At 49.8% G+C, this 22,383-nt stretch carries 25 protein-coding genes; all 25 read right to left on the bottom strand.

What is annotated here, in order from left to right; translation table 11 throughout:
- Positions 1–50 precede the first annotated feature (50 nt).
- The gene (locus VV089_RS02940) at positions 51–2,150 is read right to left on the bottom strand and encodes a diguanylate cyclase (RefSeq protein WP_172540733.1); all 2,100 of its coding nucleotides are present in this window, start codon (positions 2,148–2,150) and stop codon (positions 51–53) included.
- A 32-nt stretch (positions 2,151–2,182) separates the two neighbouring features.
- Entirely contained in the window at positions 2,183–3,451 is a 1,269-nt protein-coding gene (locus VV089_RS02935) for an EAL and HDOD domain-containing protein (RefSeq protein WP_334334884.1), read from the bottom strand.
- On the bottom strand, positions 3,444–4,364 hold the full coding sequence (locus VV089_RS02930; protein ID WP_172540731.1) for a chemotaxis protein: 921 nt from the start codon (positions 4,362–4,364) through the stop codon (positions 3,444–3,446). Before VV089_RS02930 ends, VV089_RS02935 begins: the two co-directional genes overlap by 8 nt.
- A 78-nt stretch (positions 4,365–4,442) precedes the next feature.
- Positions 4,443–4,925 (bottom strand): chemotaxis protein CheD, encoded by a 483-nt coding sequence (locus VV089_RS02925; protein WP_172540730.1) that lies wholly within the window; start codon positions 4,923–4,925, stop codon positions 4,443–4,445.
- On the bottom strand, positions 4,925–5,551 hold the full coding sequence (locus VV089_RS02920) for a chemotaxis protein CheC (protein ID WP_172540729.1): 627 nt from the start codon (positions 5,549–5,551) through the stop codon (positions 4,925–4,927). The genes VV089_RS02925 and VV089_RS02920 overlap by 1 nt, the downstream gene beginning before the upstream one ends.
- A gap of 84 nt (positions 5,552–5,635) precedes the next feature.
- Positions 5,636–6,358, bottom strand: a complete 723-nt coding sequence (locus VV089_RS02915; protein ID WP_172540728.1) for a flagellar hook-basal body protein — start codon at positions 6,356–6,358, stop codon at positions 5,636–5,638.
- Between the two features lie 43 nt (positions 6,359–6,401).
- Positions 6,402–7,178 carry a flagellar hook-basal body protein gene (locus tag VV089_RS02910; protein ID WP_334334883.1) on the bottom strand — a complete coding sequence of 259 codons (777 nt, stop codon included), beginning with the start codon at positions 7,176–7,178 and terminating at the stop codon, positions 6,402–6,404.
- Entirely contained in the window at positions 7,179–7,982 is an 804-nt protein-coding gene (locus tag VV089_RS02905; RefSeq protein ID WP_172540726.1) for a sigma-70 family RNA polymerase sigma factor, read from the bottom strand.
- A gap of 13 nt (positions 7,983–7,995) precedes the next feature.
- The gene (gene flhA / locus VV089_RS02900) at positions 7,996–10,062 is read right to left on the bottom strand and encodes a flagellar biosynthesis protein FlhA (protein ID WP_172540725.1); all 2,067 of its coding nucleotides are present in this window, start codon (positions 10,060–10,062) and stop codon (positions 7,996–7,998) included.
- An 8-nt stretch (positions 10,063–10,070) separates the two neighbouring features.
- Positions 10,071–11,132, bottom strand: a complete 1,062-nt coding sequence (flhB, locus tag VV089_RS02895) for a flagellar biosynthesis protein FlhB (RefSeq protein ID WP_172540724.1) — start codon at positions 11,130–11,132, stop codon at positions 10,071–10,073.
- A gap of 97 nt (positions 11,133–11,229) precedes the next feature.
- Positions 11,230–11,985 carry a flagellar biosynthetic protein FliR gene (gene fliR, locus VV089_RS02890; protein WP_172540723.1) on the bottom strand — a complete coding sequence of 252 codons (756 nt, stop codon included), beginning with the start codon at positions 11,983–11,985 and terminating at the stop codon, positions 11,230–11,232.
- Positions 11,986–11,988: 3 nt separating this feature from the next.
- On the bottom strand, positions 11,989–12,255 hold the full coding sequence (locus VV089_RS02885; RefSeq protein ID WP_442891461.1) for a flagellar biosynthetic protein FliQ: 267 nt from the start codon (positions 12,253–12,255) through the stop codon (positions 11,989–11,991).
- 21 nt (positions 12,256–12,276) lie between these two features.
- Positions 12,277–12,951 (bottom strand): flagellar type III secretion system pore protein FliP, encoded by a 675-nt coding sequence (gene fliP / locus VV089_RS02880; RefSeq protein WP_172540722.1) that lies wholly within the window; start codon positions 12,949–12,951, stop codon positions 12,277–12,279.
- A gap of 10 nt (positions 12,952–12,961) precedes the next feature.
- Positions 12,962–13,303, bottom strand: coding sequence for a flagellar biosynthetic protein FliO (locus tag VV089_RS02875; protein WP_172540721.1), 342 nt, complete (start codon positions 13,301–13,303; stop codon positions 12,962–12,964).
- A gap of 17 nt (positions 13,304–13,320) precedes the next feature.
- Positions 13,321–14,697 (bottom strand): flagellar motor switch protein FliN, encoded by a 1,377-nt coding sequence (fliN, locus tag VV089_RS02870; protein WP_172540720.1) that lies wholly within the window; start codon positions 14,695–14,697, stop codon positions 13,321–13,323.
- 41 nt (positions 14,698–14,738) lie between these two features.
- The gene (gene flgC / locus VV089_RS02865; RefSeq protein ID WP_160564384.1) at positions 14,739–15,185 is read right to left on the bottom strand and encodes a flagellar basal body rod protein FlgC; all 447 of its coding nucleotides are present in this window, start codon (positions 15,183–15,185) and stop codon (positions 14,739–14,741) included.
- A gap of 9 nt (positions 15,186–15,194) precedes the next feature.
- Positions 15,195–15,554 (bottom strand): response regulator, encoded by a 360-nt coding sequence (locus VV089_RS02860; protein ID WP_160564382.1) that lies wholly within the window; start codon positions 15,552–15,554, stop codon positions 15,195–15,197.
- Positions 15,555–15,598: 44 nt separating this feature from the next.
- Positions 15,599–16,594 carry a flagellar motor switch protein FliM gene (locus tag VV089_RS02855; RefSeq protein ID WP_172540719.1) on the bottom strand — a complete coding sequence of 332 codons (996 nt, stop codon included), beginning with the start codon at positions 16,592–16,594 and terminating at the stop codon, positions 15,599–15,601.
- Between the two features lie 17 nt (positions 16,595–16,611).
- Complete coding sequence (locus VV089_RS02850; RefSeq protein WP_334334882.1) at positions 16,612–17,388, bottom strand: OmpA/MotB family protein; 777 nt, start codon at positions 17,386–17,388, stop codon at positions 16,612–16,614.
- A 51-nt stretch (positions 17,389–17,439) separates the two neighbouring features.
- A complete protein-coding gene (locus VV089_RS02845) occupies positions 17,440–18,279 on the bottom strand; it encodes a motility protein A (protein ID WP_172540717.1) in 840 nt (279 codons plus the stop codon).
- A 15-nt stretch (positions 18,280–18,294) separates the two neighbouring features.
- Positions 18,295–18,507 (bottom strand): flagellar FlbD family protein, encoded by a 213-nt coding sequence (locus VV089_RS02840; protein ID WP_172540716.1) that lies wholly within the window; start codon positions 18,505–18,507, stop codon positions 18,295–18,297.
- Between the two features lie 193 nt (positions 18,508–18,700).
- Positions 18,701–20,041, bottom strand: a complete 1,341-nt coding sequence (locus tag VV089_RS02835; RefSeq protein ID WP_334334881.1) for a flagellar hook-basal body complex protein — start codon at positions 20,039–20,041, stop codon at positions 18,701–18,703.
- 91 nt (positions 20,042–20,132) lie between these two features.
- Entirely contained in the window at positions 20,133–20,516 is a 384-nt protein-coding gene (locus tag VV089_RS02830) for a TIGR02530 family flagellar biosynthesis protein (RefSeq protein ID WP_172540714.1), read from the bottom strand.
- Between the two features lie 47 nt (positions 20,517–20,563).
- A complete protein-coding gene (locus VV089_RS02825; RefSeq protein ID WP_172540713.1) occupies positions 20,564–21,115 on the bottom strand; it encodes a flagellar hook capping FlgD N-terminal domain-containing protein in 552 nt (183 codons plus the stop codon).
- A 33-nt stretch (positions 21,116–21,148) separates the two neighbouring features.
- The gene (locus tag VV089_RS02820) at positions 21,149–22,282 is read right to left on the bottom strand and encodes a hypothetical protein (RefSeq protein ID WP_334334880.1); all 1,134 of its coding nucleotides are present in this window, start codon (positions 22,280–22,282) and stop codon (positions 21,149–21,151) included.
- Positions 22,283–22,383 lie beyond the last annotated feature (101 nt).

Below are 22,383 nucleotides of genomic sequence, written 5' to 3'. Positions count from 1 at the left end.
AAAACCAAGGGCTGTCGCAAAAGAAGCTTCATACTCCTTTTGCGGCAGCCCTAATTGTCAGCCTCCGGCTCCTTCACCCCCCCCCCCTCATCAATCGGGGAGATCACAGAAAGCATCTTGCTCATAGATTCATCATAAAAACGGTAATGACCGCGCCCGGCACGCTTCACCGTATAAAGAGCCTGATCTGCACAGTGGAACAGCGTCTCATAATCCATACCCACCAGATCCGCTCTGGCCACACCCATGCTGACAGAGATGTCAAACTCATCAAACCGGCCTGTCAAAGAACGGAAAATACGTTCGATAATCGGCTCCAAATCCTCCGTATACTCTAAGAACACCAGGAATTCATCACCGCCTACACGAGCCGCAATGTCCATGCCGCGGATACTCTGGCGAAGCTTCTCCGCCGTATGCTGCAGCACCTGATCACCGAAAATGTGTCCGTAAGTGTCATTGGCCATTTTAAAGTGATCCAGATCAAAAATCACCAATGCGTAAGCGCCATCCGGCTTCTGGGCCATCCGTCCTATAATCTGCTCCTTTGCGCTTGCATGGTTCAAAAGCCCTGTCATCCGATCGTGGGTCGCAAGCTGCTCCAGAACATCCAGCTTTAATCTGGTATCATGTATATCAATCACCTTACCGATGGCTCCCTGGTACTCATGCGGCTCCTCCGAGCTCCACATCGCATGAGCCACAATCCGGGACCAGCGGTGCTCACCCTGGAAATCAATCTTACAGTCATGGGTCACCACCGGATTCTCCCTGTTTGTTTTCCGAAGCTTATCAGACAGTGCATCCCAGTTCTCAATCCCCAGAATCTCCTTCACGCTGTCGCTCATCCTGGGATCTGCTATAATCTCATTGGCCGAAAGCTTCTTAGCGCTCCATGGCGTCAAGGTCAGAATACTGGGAGACACATTGTACTCAAACTGAATCTCCTTAGACATCATGGCAAAGAAACTGTATTTTTCCCGTTCCTTCTCAAGAAGCTGCAGCGTTCGCTCCGAAGCTGTCAGCTCCCCATGGTACAGCATCTCCTGGGCCACGTTCTGAAGGCTCTTTCTATTGTTCCCATCCAGAATCTCCTCCTGGGACAGTTCCAGGGGAAGCTGATCTGCAATATCCGTCAGGCACTCCAGTACCATGGGATTGAAGGAGCCGCACTTTCCGTCCAGAATCATCTGGACTGCCACGTCATGGGAAAAAGCCTTCTTATAGCACCGCTCGCTGGTAAGGGCGTCATACACATCTGCAAGAGCCACAATCTGAGCGGAAATGGGAATCTCATCCCCTTTAAGCCCATCCGGATATCCCCGTCCGTCGTACCGCTCATGGTGCCAGCGGCAGATCTCAAAGGCACACTTCACCAGAGGCTCATCCTGATAAAGAGGCAGATCCCGGAGAAGATCGCCGCCAATGGCCGAATGCGTCTTCATAATCTCAAATTCTTCATCCGTAAACCGTCCCGGCTTATTCAGAATCTTCTCGTCTATGGCAATCTTTCCAATGTCATGCAGCGCCGATGCCATACTGATCGTGGAAATATCCGCCTGAGACAGTCCGTATCGATCTGTCTTCTCAATAAGATGTTCAAGAAGAAGCTCCGTGAGCGTATGCACATGGCGCACATGCCAGCCGCTTTCTCCGTTCCGGAACTCCACAATATGACTTAAGATATCAATCATCATATTGCTGCTCTTCTCTTTTTCATAGATCTGATCCGCAACCATCCCCATCAGCTTCTTCTGCTTTGCATACAAAAGAATCGTGTTCACCACCCGGCGGCGGACTACCATCTCATTAAAGGGACGGACAATAAAATCCGTAGCTCCCATCTCATAAGCCCGGTCAATGTAAACAGGACTGTTCTCCGCAGAGATCATAATCACCGGAAGATCCTCTATCCACTTATGCTCATTCATCACCATAAGCACACCGAAACCGTCCATCTCCGGCATCACAATATCAAGGAGCAGCAAAGACAGATCCACGCCGTACTTCTCAATGGCAGCCACCGCCTGGACGCCGTTCTCCACCTCCATAATCTCATACTCATCCTCCAGCATATCTGCCAGAATTGAACGGTTCATCTCCGAATCATCCGCTATTAAAATCTTCTGCTTCCGTTTCGCTTCCACCATATTTTTACCTTTCTGATACCCATTGAAGGAAGTTACTCCTTTTCTGCCTCTTCTTCCTTTCCTTCCTCGTCCGTCAGGCTCTCCCAGATACTGTTGACCTCCTCCACACAGTCGATATACGCCTGCGCCAGGATATTCGTCTCCAGTCCCAGTTCGCCGGCCAGGGCCTTTGTACCCTTCCAGTCTGCCCGCTCGTAGGCCAGCACCAGATCGAAAAGCTGTCCGGCCTTGCCTTCATGCTTGATCATACCGTCCTTCACTACATCGGAAATCGGAATCTCCTGCAGAATCTCCTCCAGGGTAGCATCCACAATATACTCCAGAGCCGAGAACATACCCATCATATAAGCCTCTGACCGGTTGATGGGGAAGGGCCGCAGGTAATTCACCAGACGGGCCGCATAATTCGCACGCAGGAAGGAGAGCTTTAGTACCTCCTCTGCTCCCGGGGTCATATCCTGGGTACTCTCAAAGCTTAAGAGGTATACCCACTGCTTAAGCTGATTCAAGCCTACGGTAACCAACGCCTGATGAATGGAAGCCGTTCGGCGTCTGGTTGCAAAATAAGCAGAGTTGGCAAGCTTCAAAAGGGAGTAAGTCAGAGCCGCATCACGGCTCACAATGCTCTCCAGTTCATCCAGATTAGGCTCCTCCTTGGTCACCTCAATGATCAACTGATAGAGATTCCCCTGCAGGTACTCTACCTTGTTCATCTTGGTCACCATGCCCTCGGCCACATACTGGCCCTCCACATAGTCCGCATCCAGGGACAGAGCCATATCATAGTCTTCCTTGGAATCCACATTGTAGGCGATACAGCTCTTTCCGAAGCCATGGGCCATCTGAATCATATTTGCAAGAGAATCCTTGACCCTGCGCTCCTCGTAGCCCGTTATATCCAGGCGGATAAAGTCCATATACTCCAGCATGCTGAAATATTTGGGCGTAAATTGGAAGTTGTTGATGGCAAAGCGATAGCCTTCCTTTCGATGCTTCTCAATCATCACCGCCGCCAGAGGATGAATAATCAGATTCTCCTCAATCTGAATCACAATCTTTTCCTTGTCAAACATCTTGGCTGTATTTCGAAACAGCAGAGACGGGGTAAAGGTAATAAAGATTTGATTATCTTTAAAGATTTTTCCCGTGTTATCCATTAAAAAGGTAGCAATCGTATTGGCCGCATTGACCTCGGAGTTGTTGTAAAGGCTGTCGTCATCTTCCTGGAATAAAAGCTCGTAGCCTGCAATCTCATCCGCCTTTACATTTTTAATGGCCTTTCTAACCACACACTTATCCATGTGTCTGTGTCCTTTCCAGTAATCTGTCAATCACTTCCACCAGATGCTTAATCTCCGGCTTGGAGAGCTGCTCGTCAGCCCCAAGCTGTTTTCCCTTTAAATGCATCTCTTCATTAATCAGGGAGGAGAAGATAATCAGCGGAAGTTTCTTAAGCTTTTCATCGGATTTCACCAGCTTGGTCAGACGGTGTCCGTCCATCTCCGGCATCTCTATATCTGTGATAATCAGGCTGGCCTCTGTCTCCAGATTCTCCTGATCCCGGATGGCATGCAGGAACTCCCATGCCTCCTTACCGTTGTTAAAGCGCTTCACATTGGAAAATCCCGCTCTCTTCAAAGACTCGCAGATCATACTGGCCAAAAGCACGGAATCCTCCGCCAAAACGATAGGAACATCACAGCGTCTGCGCTCTCCCAGAAGCTCAATATCCGACATCTGGATACCCGTCTCCGGCGCAATCTCCGTCACAATCTTCTCAAAGTCCAGAATGGTCACCAGCTCTCCGCCGCACTGGGCGATACCAGTAGAAACGCCTTCCTTTCCGTTGCTGATCGTATCGTCAGGCTTCTGGATATCCTCCCAGGAAATCCGGCTGATGCCTACCACCGTATGTACCCGGAAAGCAATATTCAGCTTATTAAAATTCGTAATGATAAACAAATCCTTCGGATGCTTCTCACACTCATGCCCCATCAGGTATTTGGGAAGATCCACCACCGTAAGCAGAATCTCACGGGGCTTGAAAATTCCTTCCACCGCCTCATGGGCATGGGGCACGGGCTTTACCTTATCCGACATCATAATTTCCTTAACCTTTGCCACATTGATGCCGTACAGCTCATCGTTGATGGTAAACTGCATAACCTCAATCTCATTTGTACCCGATTCCAATAAAATTTCCGTTTCTGCCATGTCGCAGCTCCTCCTTCATATCCTCTTATTCACTCTTATGGGACTGGCGTTGTCCGATAAGATGTTTCCTCTTTCCTTTTACATGCGCAGCTCCGGCCGGCCGAAGGTCTTCACCAGCACCATGCCGCTTGCAAGATCAATGGACATGGTTCTCGCATAATTGGCTCCGGTGTCCTCCTTCACAATGCGGATTCCCTCCTGCATCAGCACACGCTTTACCATCTGGGCGTTCCGCTCGCCGATATTTCCCATGGCAGAGCTCTTCCCCTTCATGTCGAACATCTTGGCGCCTCCTGCGATCTTGGCCGTCAGCCGGTGCTTCACGGCCCCGTATGCGTAAAGCTTCCGCAAGGTCTCCCGGACCCCCGTGTCCGCATACTTAAAAATATTCGCGTCTGAATTGACCCGTTCCGGAAGCATAATATGTACCAGAGCTCCCAGCTTGATCATCGGATCGTACAAAGCAATTCCTATACAGGAGCCAAGAGCATAGGTTATAATGGTTCCCTCCTGGCGTCCAAGCTTCATATCACCAATTCCTACCACTAACTGCTTTTCCATTATACATTCGCAACTCCCAACTTTTTCAAAAGGAAATTTAATGATTTAATATCCGGAAGCAGAAGCAAATCTCCTTCCAACTGAGTATCTCCAATCAGGAACTCACCCTGAATCATCATCAACTTGTCGGAAATCTCTCCAAACATAGCCATAGGCACGCTTAGGATGCCCCCCAGCATATTGACCGAAATCGAAGGCACGGACAAAGGCACCTCCAGGCCGGCCAGCTTCGTAATAGCGTTGATATAGGAGGAAATAATAATGTTTCCCGTCTCTTCCAAAGCGGAAGCCGACAGCTCGTCAATCTGAGAGTAATCCTCCACATACTTTCCCACCAGACGGGCCAGGATCGCATTAATAAAATCCAGCTTCAGCATATAGAGCATAATTCCCTGAATATCGCCGCCCATCTCAACTAAAATAGCCGCCACCATATCCTCTGGGTGTCCCATACTTGCGATAGCTTCATCGTAGCCCTCAATGGAAACCTTGGGAAGCTTCATCTTCACCTTGACTCCCAGAACCTCAGAGAGGGCTGTAGCCGCATTCCCCACACCGATACTTCCGATCTCCCGGAACACATCCAGGGCCACGGCATTCATATCTTCAAATCGTTCTATTGCCATAATACGCCTGCCTTTCTTATATCTTTAGAAAATCCTTTCGGGATCTTCCGTTCTTTCACCTAAGGATCACCGAGACGCAAAGGCCTAATTCCGAAGGGTATTCACTGTCTGCACCACCTCGTCGGAGGTCTGAACCATCTTAAGGGCATAGGAATAAGCTCTCTGGCTCTCAATCATCCGCACCAGCTCTGTAGCAAGATCCGTACCGGGAGATTCCAAAGCCCCCTGCAGGGGAGTCTCCATCTGAAGAATGGGATCGCCGTTCTTCTCCACAGGAGCGTACTCATTGTCTCCCACATTCAGCATACCGTTCTTGATTTCAAAATCAAAGATGCCCGGCAGCGCCTCAAGCTCTCTTCCCGTTGTATCATCTCCCACCAGACGGATGGGGTTCTGATTCCGGTCAAGAACCAGGTTCTCTGCGTCATTGATGAGATAGAACTCATCCCCTCTCTGGGAAAGGCTGAACCGGCCGTTCCGGGTGTAGGTAATCTCATCTGTCACAGGATTGCGCATCATAAAGAAGCCGTTCTCTACAATGGCAAAGTCATAATCCCTCTCTGTGATATCGTAACCCGAGGGAGCGAAATTCGTATCCGCCTTCTCAAGTACAATGCCTGTTCCCGCCTGGATCTTCGTCTCGTCCCCCTCCCAGTTGTTGAGGTTGTAGTACATCAGATCCTGGAAGAATCCGTTCTTAGGCTTATAGCCGTAGTTGTTGATATTGGCCAGGTTGTTTGAAATCACATCCATACGTGACTGCTGTCCGATGGCCCCCTGCGCCGCTGCGTAAAATGATGAATACATATCTCCTACCTCCTATTTCAGTCCCGTATAATCCAATCCAGCACTATGACATGCCTCCCAGCGTCACGGTTCTGGCGTCGAGCTGATCGTACATCTTAATCAGCTGCGCCGCCGCCTGCAGAGACCGCTGGGCGCTCATCATGGAGGTCATCTCCTCCACCATAGAGGTATTGGACCGCTCCAGCATCCCCTGGACAATCTGGGCATTGGCTGCTGCCTGGGGCGCAGCCCCGTCCTGAACGGTAAAGGTGCCGTTGTCCCCCTTCACCAGATCCTCGTAGTAATCTTCAAAATCATCCAGACGGATGGTGCCGTACACCGTACCCGTCTCCTCTCCGCGGACTGTTCCGTCTATATCAATCACCAAGGCATCCGTGTCCACATGGATAGGCGCGTTATTGGTGCCCAGGATACGTCCGATATTGGGAACCGCCAGATATCTCTCGTCATCGATGATAAAGGAACCGCTCCGGGTGTACACCACGCCGGCGTCTGCCCCGGCCCCGGTCTGCACTGCGAAGAAGCCGTTTCCATTGATGGCACAGTCCAGAGGCATCTCTGTGGGCTCCATGCCACCCTGCTCATAATTGGTCACCCGGTCATTGGTGGCCTGAATCATGGCCGTAGTACCGATGGGCGTCCGCTTATTCGGGGTAATGTTGCCGCTCCGGTAGAGAACCTCCTCCCGGAAGGTACTGGCGATATATTTATCGCTCTTGTAACCTGTGGTGGCTGCATTGGCCATATTGTTGCTGATCACATTCAGGTTCCGGTTCTCGGAAATCATGGCGGAACCTAAGGTATAAAAGCCCTGAAACATCTATCTGTTCTCCTCTCCGTATTCCTTATTGAGATAGGTCTTTAACTTCTTAACTGCGTTGGCATGTATCTGGGAAACCCGGGGCTCGCTGATGGACATGACCTCCGCAATCTGCTTCATATTCAGCTCCTCCACATAGTAGAGGGAAATCACCATCTGCTCATTCTCCTTAAGGCTTCGGATGCCTTCTGCCAGAACCTCTCCGGCTTCCTTCTTAAGACAATTAAGCTCCGGCTGTTCGTTCTCATTCTTGGAAGGCAGGTACACCGTCTTCTTACTCTCGCCGCCGTCATCCAGAACCAGGTCTAAGGAGAGCACATTGAAAAGGGTTGTTTTTCTCTGAGCCTCCTGGTATTTCTCCAGGCTCATATTCAAATGGCCGGCAATCTCCTCCGGTGTTGGATACCTTCCCAGTTCATTATACAGCTTTGTGGTCACTTCATCAATATCTCTTGCGTTTTTTCTTACACTTCTTGGAATCCAATCCTGCTTTCTGGCCATATCAATGACCATTCCCTTGATGCGCTTGGAGATATAGGTCTCAAATTTTACATTTTTTTCCGGATCAAATTTGTCCAGGGCGCTCATGATCACAAGAACACCCTCGTTGACAATGTCCTCTATCTGGGCAAAGCTCACATACACATCTCTCATCTGGATGGCAATGCTCCGGACAATATACACATAACGCATTACCAGTTCCTGCTTCAGAGACAGCCCGCCGGTTTTCTGATATTCTGTTAAAAGCTCTTCGTTGGTCAAACCGTCGAAATCCTTTGAGGCTTCCACACCTGCACACTCCATTCCTGGTTTCCTTTTATGCACCAATATTTCCTACTGCCTGTATCTGAATATTGTTGCTGATCTCATTGAAGGACAGCACATACACATTCGGATAAAACTGCTCGATCAAGTGATAGAAATGCTGCCGCACCACCTGGCTTGTGAGAACGATTGGGTCCTGGGCAAGCTCCTGGAACTTCCGTATCTCGTCCCCAAGCTGCTGAATGATACTCTGCATCATATCTGGGCTCAATGCCAGATACATTCCCTGCTCTCCCTTGGTCAGACTGGTGATAATGCTCTTCTCCAGGTCGGCGCTTAAGGTAATCACACGCATCACGCCGCCATCGCAGAACTTCCGGGTAATCGTCCTCTTTAAAGAGGTCCGGATATTCTCGGTGATGGTATCCATATCCTTCACAGTCATAGCGGAATCCGCAATGGTTTCCATAATGGTCTCCATATCCTTGATGGGGATTCCCTCTCTTAACAGGTTCACCAGAATCTTCTGGAATACACCGTAAGAAATCACATTGGGGAATAATTCCTCCACAAGCTGGGGCGCATTCATCTTCACATTGTCCACAAGCTGCACCACCTCCTGGCGGCTTAAGAGCTCGTGAGCATGCTTGCGCACCGTCTCCGACAAGTGGGTTAACATAACGGACAGGGGATCGATAACCGTGTAGCCATAGATCTCCGCCATCTCCTTTTTATCAATGCTGATCCATTTGCCGGGAATTCCGTAGGCCGGCTCAATGGTATCGATACCGTCAATCTCCTTGGTGGGATTCACAGGCTCTAAAGCCAGGTAGTAATCCACCAGAATCTCTCCCCTTGCCACTTCTTCGCCCTTAATCTTCACCACATACTGGTTGGTGTTAAGGCTGGAGCTGTCTCTTAAACGGATGGAGGGAATCACAAGGCCCATTTCCTGGGCGTACTGCCGGCGGAAGATCACGATTCGGTTAATCATCTTACCGCCGCTTGACTCATCCACCAGAGGAATCAGGCTGTAGCCAAATTCCATCTCAATGGCCTCCACTCCAATAAGGGAGTAAACATTGTTGATATCCTTGAAGTACTCCTCCTCGCTGACCGGCTGTCCCTCTCCGGGAAGAAGCTGCTCCGCTTCCGCCTCAGCCGCCATGGTTCCAAGCTCATCCATCCGCTTGCTCAGCTGCCAGCCGCCTGCCAAAAGACCGCCGCCCAGCACAATCATCTGGAACTTAGGCATACCAGGTACTACAGCCAGCACCAGCATGGCAACGCCGCCTGCCATAATCGAAAAGGGCTGCGCCATAAACTGCTTGGAAACGTCGTCGTTCAAGCTTCCCTCCGACACGGATCTGGTTACAATCATACCCGTTGCCGTAGAAATCAGCAAGGCCGGAATCTGGGATACCAGGCCGTCGCCCACCGTAGCGATGGAGTAGACGGACAGCACCTCGCCAAAGCTCATGCCGCCCTGGACAAGACCGATAAGTATGCCTCCCACAAAGTTGACCAGCGTCATAATGAGAGACATAATGGAATCGCCCTTTACAATCTTCGTAGCACCGTCCATAGCGCCATAGAAGTCGGCTTCCTTCTGAATCTTGTTCCGGCGCATCTTAGCTTCCTGCTCATTGATAAGGCCGGAGCTTAAGTCTGCGTCAATGGCCATCTGCTTACCGGGCATAGCGTCCAAGGTGAATCGTGCAGCAACCTCGGCCACACGCTCGGCGCCCTTGGTGATAACGATAAACTGCACCAATACGATGATTATGTAGATGATAAATCCGATAACAACATTTCCCTGCAGTACAAAATCACCGAAGGACTGTATCACCTGTCCGGACTGTCCCTGATTGCTCAAAATATTTCTCGTGGAAGAAACATTGAGGGCCAGGCGGAACAGCGTTGTAATCAGCAGCAGGGACGGGAAAATGGAGAATTCCAGCGCCTCCTTGATATTCATGCTGATCAGCAGAATAATGATAGCCAGGGATATATTCAATATAATCATTACGTCCATTAAAAACGGACTTAATGGAACAATCAAAAGCAGTACGATGGCTACAACCGCCAGCGAAACTGCGCTATAGAGAAATTTTTTCATATCCTATCCTACACCAGTTTCTTGTTCTTGAGTTTGTATACCTGAACCAGAATCTCCGCTACCACTCCGTAGTATTCTCCTGGTATCTCGGCATTCAAGGGAGTGCTTGCATAGATTCCTCTTGCCAGAGGCTTATTCTCAATCACCGACACATCATGTTCCTCCCCCACCTTTACAATCCGCAGAGCCAGTTCATCCTGCCCCTTGGCAATCAGGTGAGGCGCGTTGTCTTTATTGGGATCATATTTTAAAGCCACCGCATAGTGGGTCGGGTTTCGGATAATTACGTCCGCCTGCGGAACCGCCTGCATCATACGGGAACGCGCTCTCTGACGCTGCATATCCCGAATCTTTCCTTTGATCTCGGGATTTCCTTCCATCTGCTTATACTCCTCTTTTACCTCGTCCTTAGACATTTTAAGCTTTTTTTCATAGGACCACCACTGGTAAAAATAGTCAAGCGCCGCAACCGCCGCAAAATACATACAGACCTGGAGCACCATGGAAATGATTTTTTTCAGCACATAGATGGTAGAAAGGCTTAGATCCATGTACATGGTATTGATGAGACGGAACAATTCCCCTTTCAGCATATTGTAGAGAATCACCCCTAAAAGGATAATCTTTACAATTCCCTTTAAAAGCTCCACCAGGCTTTTCATGGAAAACATATTCTTAATACCGTTTAAAGGGTTCAAATTGCTGAACTTCGGCTTAAATGACTTGGAAGCAAAGAGAAACCGCGTCTGAATGCCTGAGGAAAGAATCGCTAAGGCACAGGCAATCAGAAGAATCGGCAGTGCGCCTTTCAGCACCACCATCCCGGCCTCAAACCCAAGCTTCGGCACATCTCCCTGACCCAGCTCCGTGATCACGCCTGCGTAAGCGATAAACCGCACCAGGCAGTCCCGCAGCGTCCGGTAAATCATAGGAAATAAAAGCTGCAGACAGCAAAAGCTTCCAAGGAGAGAAACCACGGTAATGATATCCTTACTTTGAAATACATTACCTTCCTTCCGTTGGTCCCGTCGCTTTTTCGGTGTGGCTTTTTCTGTCTTTTCACCTGCCACGGATCAATCACATCCTTCTTGTCAAAGCATATCCGGCTTTCTGCCGAATGAGACGTAAGCGCTGTCCGCCGGACAGCTTCTGCAAAACCTCTCCTTATCAGAGGTAATTCAAAAACTCCTGCATGGTCATCAGCATCTGATGCATCAGATCCTCAAGCCAGGACTTCATGGGCGAAAGCAAAAACAAAAGCACCAGAAAGCCCACTGCAATCTTTATCTGAATATTGATTACAAACACATTCACCTGGGGGGCCATCTTCATCATAATGCCCACCGCCACCTCCACCAGAAACTCAATGGCAATGATAGGAAAGGCAAAGCGGACTGCCAGCACCACGCAGCCCCGGAAGAGATCCAGAACTGCCAGGGCCAGGCCCTGGGTAAAGACCACTTCCCCGTAGGGAACCAATTCTCCGGATCGAAGAAGCATCCGGATCAGCACCAGATGACCGTCCACTGCAAAAAAAATCAATGTATAGAATATCTGGTACAAGTTGCCGCTCATAGCAATCTGAGCGTTTGTCTGGGGATCGTACACCATAGACATGGACAATCCCATATGAAAGTCAATGATACTTCCCGCATGGGTAATGACGAAAAAAAACAGCTCCATCACGTACCCTAGCACATATCCCACCAAAAACTCTTTTAAGAGGAAAAAGCCATAAAGAAATGAGGAAGCAAACTCATAAGAAAGTTCCGGCTCTTCCATGGTAGAATAAACCAGAAAGGTAAAGACCAGAACCATGGCTGCCTTCGCATTGTTCGGCACATTTCTTCTGCCAAAGAGGGGATTCATAAAGATAAGGCCCGATATCCGCATGGCAATCATGGAAAACAGTACAATATCCATAGGCTATCCTACCTGTATCAGACGGAACAGCCGGATGGTAAAATCCTGCAAAGTAGCAAGCATACTGCTTCCCGTAAACACCAGCACCAGTCCAATCACCAGAAGCTTCGGCACGAAAGTCAGCGTCTGCTCGTGAATCTGGGTGGCCGCCTGGATAATGGCAATCAGGATTCCGATAAGCATACTTAAGAGCAGAGGCGGACCGGCAAGCTGAACTACCATCATAAAAAACTCATACATCAAATCGGACATTCCGCTGTTCGTTATCATAGTCTGCTTTTCTTCGCCTCCTTAATTAAACCCGGTTACAATGCTGGAGAACAGCAACTGCCAGCCATCCACCGTCACAAACAACAAAAGCTTAAACGGCAGAGAAATCATCGCCGGCGGAAGCATCATCATACCCATAGACATCAGGGTACTGGAAACAATAATATCTATCAGGAGAAACGGTATATACAGCAGAAAGCCTGCCGTAAAGGCCCGTTTTAATTCCTCTGTCATAAAGGAGGGAATCACAACGGTAAGGGGCAGATCTACTGCCTCCTCCACAATCTCCTCATTCGCCATATCCATAAACAGGTTCAGCGTATCCTCTCCTGTATTTCGAAGCATAAACTCTTTTAAGGGCACCTGAGCCCGGGTCCACGCCTCTCTCTGTGTTATCTCCTCCCGGATATAGGGCTGGTAGGCCGTCTCGTTGATCTCGTCAATCACGGGAGTCATAATATATAAGGTCAAAAACAGCGCAATCCCCACCAACACCATGTTTGGGGGGCTCTGCTGAATTCCCATAGCATTTCTTAAAAAAGAAAGCATGATAATCGTCCTAAGAAAGGACGTACACATGATGAGAAGAGAGGGAAGCAGGGAAATCAGCGTGAGCATCAGCAGAAGCTCCAGAGTTGGAATCTGTTCTCCGTTGATATTCACAAGCGCGTCATTGGCAAATGTCTCATTTTCCATAGCTGCATCCTTACTCCTCGTCCTTTTTCCGCCCGATCTTGGACAGAAGCCGGCCAAAATCCACCGTCTGTTCTCCGTCCTCTCCCCCAATGGGGATGAGCTCCTCCTCGGAAAGCTCCAGCAGCATGTCGATCCGCTCCGGGCCCACGCCCAGAAGCAGATAACGATCGCCTGCCTGAACCACCGCCAGGGTACGATTCTGTCCCACAATCATCTGATCCAGCATACGCATATACCGGGATCTGCTGGTACGCACCATTCCTTTTCCCATATACTTACTGCACAGATAACTGAGATAAATAATCACTGCTGCCATCAGAAAGGTTACGAATCCGGTAAAAACTCCTGGCATAACTGTTCTGTCCTTCCTTACTCGAGGCTCAAGATATTGGGCTTCATGATCTCCGTAATACGGATACCGAAATTATCCTCCACTACCACCACATCACCCTTGGCGATACAGCGGCCGTTTACAAACAGATCCACCTGCTCGCCTGCAAGCTTATCAAGCACAATGAGAGATCCCTTGGTAAACTCTAAAATGTCTCTTACACGCTTCTGGGTTCTTCCAATCTCCACGGAAATGTCAAGGGGCACACCCATGATCAGTTCCATGTTCTCCTCCTGCTCATCATCCAGTACCGTATCCTGGTGCAGATTCTTCTGTACCGTAGGCTGTACGTTGATGGTCTTGGGCGCAGGAGCCTCCTTCTTCTGGGGCTGCTGCATAGTCATCATCTGCTGCATCATCTGCTGCATCATCTGCATCTGCATCTGCATCATCTGAGCAACCTCAGGACTTGCCGCTGCCTGAACAGGCGCTGCTGCAGGTGCTGCCGGAACAGGTGCCGGCTGTACGGGCGCCGCTGCAGGCGCAGGGGCCGGGGCTGCCGGAGCCGGTGCAGGCGCTGGTTCTTCCGCAGCTCCGCCGCCGCTTAAGAGACGCTCAATCTCCTCCTGGGACAGTACTCCGCCGGAAGACGCAGGTGCAGGAGCCGGGGCTGCCGGAGTCGGTGCGGGCGCTGGTTCTTCCGCAGCTCCGCCGCCGTTTAAGAGACGCTCGATCTCCTCCTGGGACAGTACTCCGCCGGAGGACGCAGGTGCAGGAGCCGGAGCTGCCGGGGCTGGTTCCGGTGCTGGCGCAGCATCATAATCCTCAGGCAGAAAGCCCTTTACCAGACTTTTCGCCAGATTCATAGGCATCACGTTAAAGAATTCGCTCTCTAACTTATCTGCAATCTTCAAAATAAAGGATACCACAACCCAGGGGCTGTCATCCGTAAAGTATTTCTCAATAAATTCCTGTTCATTCTTCAGCTCAAAGGAAACAGGTGTGGAAATATTCACCATTTTCCCGAAAAACTCCGAAAGCGCCGTGGCGGAGGCTCCCATCATCTGATTCATAACCTCACAGACCGCGCTGATGTTGATCTCGTCTAAGACAAAATCCTCATCCGACACCTCAAAGCCCATCATCATCTCCACAATGACCTTCACATCGTGGCGCTTAAGAAGCATGACGTTGCTTCCCTCCAGACCGGCCACATAGGTAATCTCTACACCTACTGCGGGCTCGATCCGGCCCATCTCAAACTCTTCCTTGGTAACAACCTTTACCACAGGGGTTGTGATATCTACCCGGGTGCCCAAAAGATTTGAGATTGCGGTAGCGGATGATCCTAAGCTGATATTTAGTATTTCACCTATCGCATCGATTTCCAATGCGCTTAAAACCTCAGAACTCATAATTTCCCTTCGCTCCTTTTGTGAATATTAGCCTTCACATGTTATTTTCCAATCTCCAGTGCCTTCTGGGCCATCAGCTTAATTGCATTGAAGGCCGTAATATTCGCCTCGTAGGATCGGGTTGCGGACATGCCGTCGATGGTCTCCTTCACCCAGTCCACATTGGGCATCTGAACATAACCGTCCTCGTCCGCATCCGGATGCTCCGGATTGTAAACCGGGATCAAATCTCTCTGGTCCTCCACAATCTCAGCCACCCGCACGCCGCCCCGGTTTCCGTTCTGAAGCTGGGACGCCTTTGCCAGATGGGAACGGAAAGAAGAATTGTCCCCAATCTCCTGGAGCACTACCATCTTTCTCCGATACGGTTCTCCGGACTCTGTCCGTGTGGTCTCAATATTTGCGATATTCTCGGAAGCCACGTCAAGCCGCTTCCTCTGTGCCGTAAGACCGGAAGCACAGATGTTGAATGCACTCAAAAAAGACATGGCGTCCTCCTAGGAAAGAATTTTTTCAGCTGTTGCCAGAATACGATCCGGCTTAAAGGGCTTTACGATAAAGTCCTTGGCCCCTGACTTGATAGCCTCGATAACCATAGCCTCCTGGCCCATAGCGGAACACATTACAATGTTTGCATTGGGATGAGCCGCCTTAATCTCCTTGAGCGCCTCCAGGCCGTCCTTATTGGGCATGGTGATATCCATAAACACCAGATCCGGATTCTCTGCATTAAACTTTTCTACAGCCTCTGCGCCGTCCTGTGCCTCAATCAGATCCGTATAGCCTGCCTTCGTGAGCGCGTCCTTCACCATCATCCGCATAAACGCAGCGTCGTCAACTAACATAATCTTTGCCATTTCTCATACCTCTTTCTTTTTCATAATCTTGTTGCGTGAGAGCCTTATTCTTCCTCCACGCGATCTTGGATTTTTACCGCCATATTTTTATTATGAACACCCAACTGGCCCACAAACCACGGCTGGCCCGCTATATGGAGTGTAACATCGGAATCCTTGGGCTTATTCAGATTAATCACATCGCCCACCTGGAAGTTGTATACATCATCCAGGCTCAGTCTTGCAATTCCAAGCTGTGCCATGACATCCAGCTCAGAATTGCGGATGCTGTCCAGAATATCGTCTCTGTCGCTCTGACGGACGCCCGCATCATCCACATCTGCCAGATGCTTCGTCTTGTCAATAACTTCAAAGATATCTGACATCAAGGTTCCGGGAATACAGACATTTAAGACGCCGCTCAAGCCCTGCATCTTAATCTCAAGCATAATGATTACTACGGCCTCGTCCACGCTGACTCCCTGGTACATACTGGGGTTCTCCTCCAGACGATCGAACTCTACCTCCAGGCCCACGTTGCTGTTCCACACATCATGGTTGATATTCAGGAAATAGCGGATGATACGCTGATACAGCGCATACTCGATGTCCGTGTAGACATAGGACATAGGCACACTGTCTGTCCCCATTCCGCCGATCATCCGATCAATCATGGAAATCATAATCGTCGGTGTAATATGTAAAAGCATGGGAACCTTCTGCACCTCACCCTGGAGCTTTACCTTGGCAATGGTCAGCACGTCCGTATCGCTTAAAGCGTTGCCGAACTCGTAATATCTCTGTTCCTCCACGCCGATGACCTCTACCTCGCTGGCCACCTTAAAAAGGCCGTTGATCTGAGAAGAAGCGATTCTGGCATAGTTGTCATAGATGGTCCGAAGCATCTTAAGCCTGTCTTTGGTATACTTCTTTGGGCTGTAGAAATCATATTTTTTGTATTTTATTTCTGGCTTTTCTTCTTTTTTCTCCTCCGCACCGCCGCCGCTCTGCATAGAGTTCAGCAGTGCGTCAATCTGGCTTTGTGATAATACCTCTGCCATCTTTTCCCCACCTTTGCTTATTCTGTGTCTGTGGTATCATAGATCTCATTATAATACTCTTCGAGACTTTGCACAACTGCATCGTCCTTCGTTATTAAAATTTCCACACGACGGTTCTTGGCTCTCTCCTCGGAGGTGTCAAAGCCGGCAATCGGACGATGCTGTCCATAGCCGATAGCAATGATCTTCTTCGGATCCACCAGGCTGTTCTGATGGATATAAGCCGCCACACGGGCCGCACGCTCACTGGAGAGCACCCGGTCATTCACCGGATTGTTGGGCCGTTCCGGATCGGCCTGGGAGGTGTGTCCCAACACCTGGATCTCCCCGATGGTACTGCTTACGCTGTTGAGGGCATTGATAAAGGCATCCAGAATTCCTTTTCCCTGATCCTTTAAGACAGCGCTGTCTCCGTCAAAAAAGATATTATCACGAAAATTGATAAATGTATAGCCCTCACCCTTTTCCAATTCCACTTCGCCTTCCAGATTGTTCTCCGCAATGGCTTCCTGGAGCATATAATAGAGATCTTCAAAGTCCTCAATCTCATCCAAGGGTACATCCGTTCCGCCGGGAACCTCCATACCCTCTTCATTCATCTCCGTCTCCATAACAATCTGGGAGACCTCATCCGCCTTGGGATTAAAGCTCTTTACCACCAGCTCCCACTTCATGGCGTCTACGGTGGAAATGGAGTAGAGAAGTACGAAGAAACACAAAAGCAGCGTCACCATGTCGCCGTAAGTGTCCATCCAGCTTGCGCCTTCCTCCGGCGCTTTTTGCTTTCTTGCCATATCCTCACCTTATTTCCGGTCCGTGCCCAAAGGCCCGGCCTTTTTGAATCCTTATTTTTTGGACTTCTTTTCCTTCTTCTTCTTTCCGCCGCCTTCGTCGCCGCCGCCTTCTCCGGCGCCGTCACGAAGCTTAGCCTGGGTTTTCTGATCCAGATTGGAGAGAAGCTTCTCCCGAAGGAGTTTTGGATTGTCACCGGCCTGGATGGAGATGATACCTTCCATCATAATCATACGGTACTGCATCTCCTCGTCGTTGCGGATACGCAGCTTCTTGGCTATGGGAGACATCAAAAGGTTTGCTATAATACAGCCGTAGAAGGTAGTAACCAGAGCCACAGACATATCCGCACCCAGGGAACTTGCCCCTCCTTCATCCACATTCATGTTCTTCAACATGTTTACCAGACCTACCAAAGTACCGATCATACCGAAGGCCGGTGCATAGCCGGCGGCCTTCTCGTAGATAGCTACGCCTGCATCGTGACGATCTGCCATATTATCAAGCTCATTCTGGAGACGCGCCCGGAGCTCTTCCTCTTCTGTGGCGTCTACTACAAGCATCAAGCCCTCCTTGAAGAAGGGATCGTCGATCTCGTTGGCCTTTTCCTCCAGGGAAAGAAGACCGTTCTGTCTGGCGAGCTGTGCCATCTCTACCATCTGCTCAATCAAAGCGCCGTAGTTGTAACGGCCTCCCTGAACCAGAATCTTGAAATGACTTCCCATTCTTTTCAGCTGACTGAAGGGGAAGCTGGCCACAACTGCTGCAACAGTGCCGCCCAGGGTCAGAGCCAAACTCTGCGGATCCCAGAAATTGGGAAGCTGTGGGATCTTGATTCCCCATACAATCAAGGCAAAACCAAGCACAATTCCGATAATTGTTGACAAATCCATTTTTTATCTCTCCTCTTACGCTTCTATGCTGACTTTATTTGTACGGATGCCGCTGATAGCTCCCTTGTATTCGATGGTCTTTTGGATAATCTCCTCCGGTGTTTCCTTCACCACATGAAAGCGGCCGTTCATCATAATAACCTTGGACTCCGGAATTAAATCAATGCACTCTACTTGATCCTCGTTGATTACAATACGCTGATCATTCAGCTTTGTCAATATAACCATGGGTATTCTCCCTCTCCTTGTCGCGATTTCTTTTTCGGTTTGTTCTGCGACCGATACCGAATTGATAACTGTCCGTTCCTGGAACAGCGCCTGTGTAAGGGTTCTGTCTGCTTTGCCCCGGAGCCGGAAGGCTCCGGGGGAAAACAGTTTTTAAAGACTTGATTTACAGCAAAAATTATGTTTACAGTTTCAACTAACGCTTCATGTTTACAAGCTCCTGGAGCATCTCGTCGGTAACGGTGATGATCTTGGAGTTAGCCTGGAAGCCTCTCTGAGTGGTGATCATATTGGAGAACTCGTTGGCCAGGTCTACGTTTGGCATCTCTAAGTACTTGCTGCGGATAAAGCCTGCGGCTCCGGAGCCGGGTTTTACAACTTCTACGCCGCCGGCGTTGTCGCCTAACTGGAAGTAGTAGCCGTTGGTCTTCTCCATACCGTTGGGGTTCTCTACGGCTACGATGGCTAACTGTCCTAAAGTGATGGGACGGTTCTGGGTATCGATACCGGTAATAACTCCGTTGTCGCTGATGCTGTAGCTTTGGAGGTTGTACTGGGCGCCTGTGTAGGGATCATAAGGAATCTGGATTGGGGACAAATCCTCGTTGAATTCTGCTGGAATTCCGGCTACAAAATCTCGGCCTTCTGTTGGTACCCAAGTATCCATATCTGCTGTATCCCACTTACCAGCAACACCTGTGTCCGCATTATTATCATATTTTGCTAACGGATTGATTGCAGCTTTTGCACCCATTTCCTTTGTTGTAATAGTCAATTTTACGGTCTTAGCACCATTAACTTCGCTTACACCATTATTGGCAATTGTGCAATTTGATAAGGGTCCTCCCGTTGTATCATCAATTGTACCGTCTGCCTTCTTTTCTGGATTTTTTGTAACTTTATTAAGCCATGCCTGAACCTGACCGTTCAAATCTTTCGCAGTTGTTTTTACTGAATAGCCCAAAATTGTAACCGTATACTTCCCATCTGCTCCGGGAGGATCAACCTTAACATTAGCCGTTCCCGAAGTCGTATACGGAAGTGCGGTAATTTCCGGAACACCCGTGCCATCTTTCAAGGCATATCCATACACATAATTCTTCTGATCGTCCACCAGATAACCATTGTTATCCACGGAAAAGATACCCACACGGCTTAAATACAGACCAGAATTCTTAATACTGTCCGCCGTAAGCTGTCCATTCACCATTCCGCCTACCAGGAAGAGTCCTGTTCCGTCGATCATACAGTCCAGATCGTTATCCGTAGGCGACGGAGCTCCCGTGGTATACTGGAAGCTGATGGACGACATAGCGGAACCGTAACCAACCTGGGAGGGGTTCCGTCCGCCGTATGCGCCTGCGGTAGTTTCGCCGCCGGAGCTTCGTACCGAAGTGCTATAGATAGAGTCCTGGAAGTTAAAGCTGTATGCCTTGTAACCCCAGGTATTTACATTTGCAATGTTATTGCCGATTACATCCATTTTACGCTGATGTGCTTTCAGACCAGACACACCTGCAAACATTGATTTAACCATTTGATATCGTTCCTTCCTTACTTGCTATTCTTTCGCTATTCTCTCCGCCAGGGCTTCTGCCTGTGGAACAAACCTCCATAAATGGTCCGGCTTACAATAGAACAGCGCTGTCAATATTGGTAAAAATATTCTGCTTCATTTCCTGGCTCGTCATGGTTGTGACCACTACATTGTTCGGTATATTCACAATGAATGCACCCTGCTGGCCAATGACTACCACATCCTTTGCACCCTTTTCCCTGGCCTTGCCCACTGCCTGGTTCAGATCCTTAAGGAGACTGTCTGTCACCTCAATGCCTCTCTGCTCCACACGGGCCGCTGCGTGCTTGGAAAACCGTATATTCTGGCTGTCCTCCATCGCATTCTGGAGTAATGCCCCGAATCCGGCTCCCTGCTCCCTGCCAATGGAAGAATGCTGTTCATGCTCCAGCCGAAGCTGCTGGACGCTGACGGTCTGATTTAATTTCTGCAGCATGTTTTCCACCGCCTTTCCCCCTCATAGCTTAAGCTTATGAGCTTCGCCTAGACAGCCTCGGTACTGTTGTCCCCGCTGCCCTCTTCCTTGTCTGTATCCTCTGTCGCAGTATCGTCCTTGTCCCCGTCTTCCTCTTCCTTCTTGGGAACCGTACCCATCGATACAATATGGCTTAACGAATACTGCTTTCCATTCACAAAAATGTATGGATTCGTACCTGTAAGAGCGATACCTTCTACCTTGCCCGTAGTCTCGCCCACCAGCTTTCCGTCCTTATCCACGTCCGCCACCGTAATCTCTTTTCCCAAAAGCCCGGTTGCATAGGAGGATAACGAAATCTGGGACAGGCTGTTCATAGCATCTGTAATGGTCGTGGACATATTGTCCATTGCGCTCATCGTACCCATCTGCACAAGCTGGCCCATCATCTCACTGTTGCTCATGGGATTGCTGGAATCCTGGTAACGAAGCTGCGCCGCCAAAAGCTTCCAGAAGTCATCCATGGATAAGGCGCTGTTATTGGGCTGCACATCCTTTCTCACATAAGTATCCGCAAGATTCACTCTTGTTGTGCCGTCTACTCCTGTTGTCTCTGCCATTCTCTTTCACTCCTTTCATCTGCATATGCTTTTTTAAATCAATCCCAGCCGAAGCTGCTGAAGGAAATCCATTCCCTCTTTTTCCTGGTTCTTTTCGTCCTGTTTTCCGGACTTGCCCTCTTGATCCTGGTTACCGCCGCTGCCTTCCTGGTTCTGCTTCTGCTGCTCCAGATAGCTGGCTTCCTTATCCTCTACCATAATGGTCGTGGGCGTTCCCAGATTCTCCTCCATAATGGCCCCGAGCTCTCTGGCATTCTTTGCCATCAGCTCCATGGTCTTCTGCTCGGTACACAGAATGGATATACTGGTGTGCTCCTTCCCGAAAGCTGCCTTGATAATGATCTTCCCAAGGTCGTAGGGCTCAAGCTGAATCTCAAATTCCTTGATGCCTGCCGTGCTCTTCACCAGAAGCTGGTTCAAAACCTTCTCCGGAATCTCCTCCGGCTGTGCCACGCGTACATGCTCTGTGGGAACCTCCTTTGTAACCGGTGTCCGCTCCAGGGGCTGTGTCTCCTGGCGTGTGCTCTCTAAGGGCTGCTCCGGTTTTGCTTCTGCCTTCGGCTCCTCCTTCACTTCTGTCTTTGGGGCCTCCTTTGGCTTCGCCATGGTGATTTCTGCCTCCGGCTGTTCGGAAGTATCCTCTTTTTGCAGTACTGCCTGTTCCGGCTTCACATCGGCCGCAAGCGCTTCCTCGGGAATTCCCGGCTCCTCGGTAACGGTCTGCACCGGCTGCTTTGCTGTAGGCTCTGTCATCGGAACCGGAGCCGTCTCCTCCACCGGAACTGCTCCCGTCTCTACAACCAGCTCTGTTATCTCCTCCGGAACGGCTTCCTGTGTCACTGCCTCCGGCTGGATTCCGAATAACAATGCCGCCTGCACCTGCTCCAGAGCCGTGCTGTCTGCCAAAACTGTAGTTTCTTCCGTCTCTTCCTGGCCGTCCGGCTTCTTCGGAGCCTCATCCTTGGTGACTTCCTTGCCGTCTTCATCCTTCTTGCCGCTGTCTGTCTCCTTGGTTCCGGTCTCCTCCTTGGACTTGCTGTCCAGAAGCTTCTGGAAACCGTCGTCTGTCTGCTCTGCCTGCCGGGCTGCCTGGCTCTTTACGCCTGCATTCACCTTTCCTGTCATGGCTGACGCCATATCTGCACCCTTAATGGCTGCATTTCCCATGGTCTTCCCCTCCTTTCTTTATTTTTTATTGTGACACCGGGATTTTCGGAAGACACCTTTGTGTTCCCGGCCCTGTGTCTCTATCGTAAACTGCCTGCCGA

The organism is Candidatus Merdisoma sp. JLR.KK011 (assembly GCF_036941125.1).
GTDB lineage: Bacteria > Bacillota > Clostridia > Lachnospirales > Lachnospiraceae > Laedolimicola.
The sequence above is the reverse complement of the archived record's forward strand: the minus strand, read 5'-3'. Positions and strand labels throughout refer to the sequence as shown.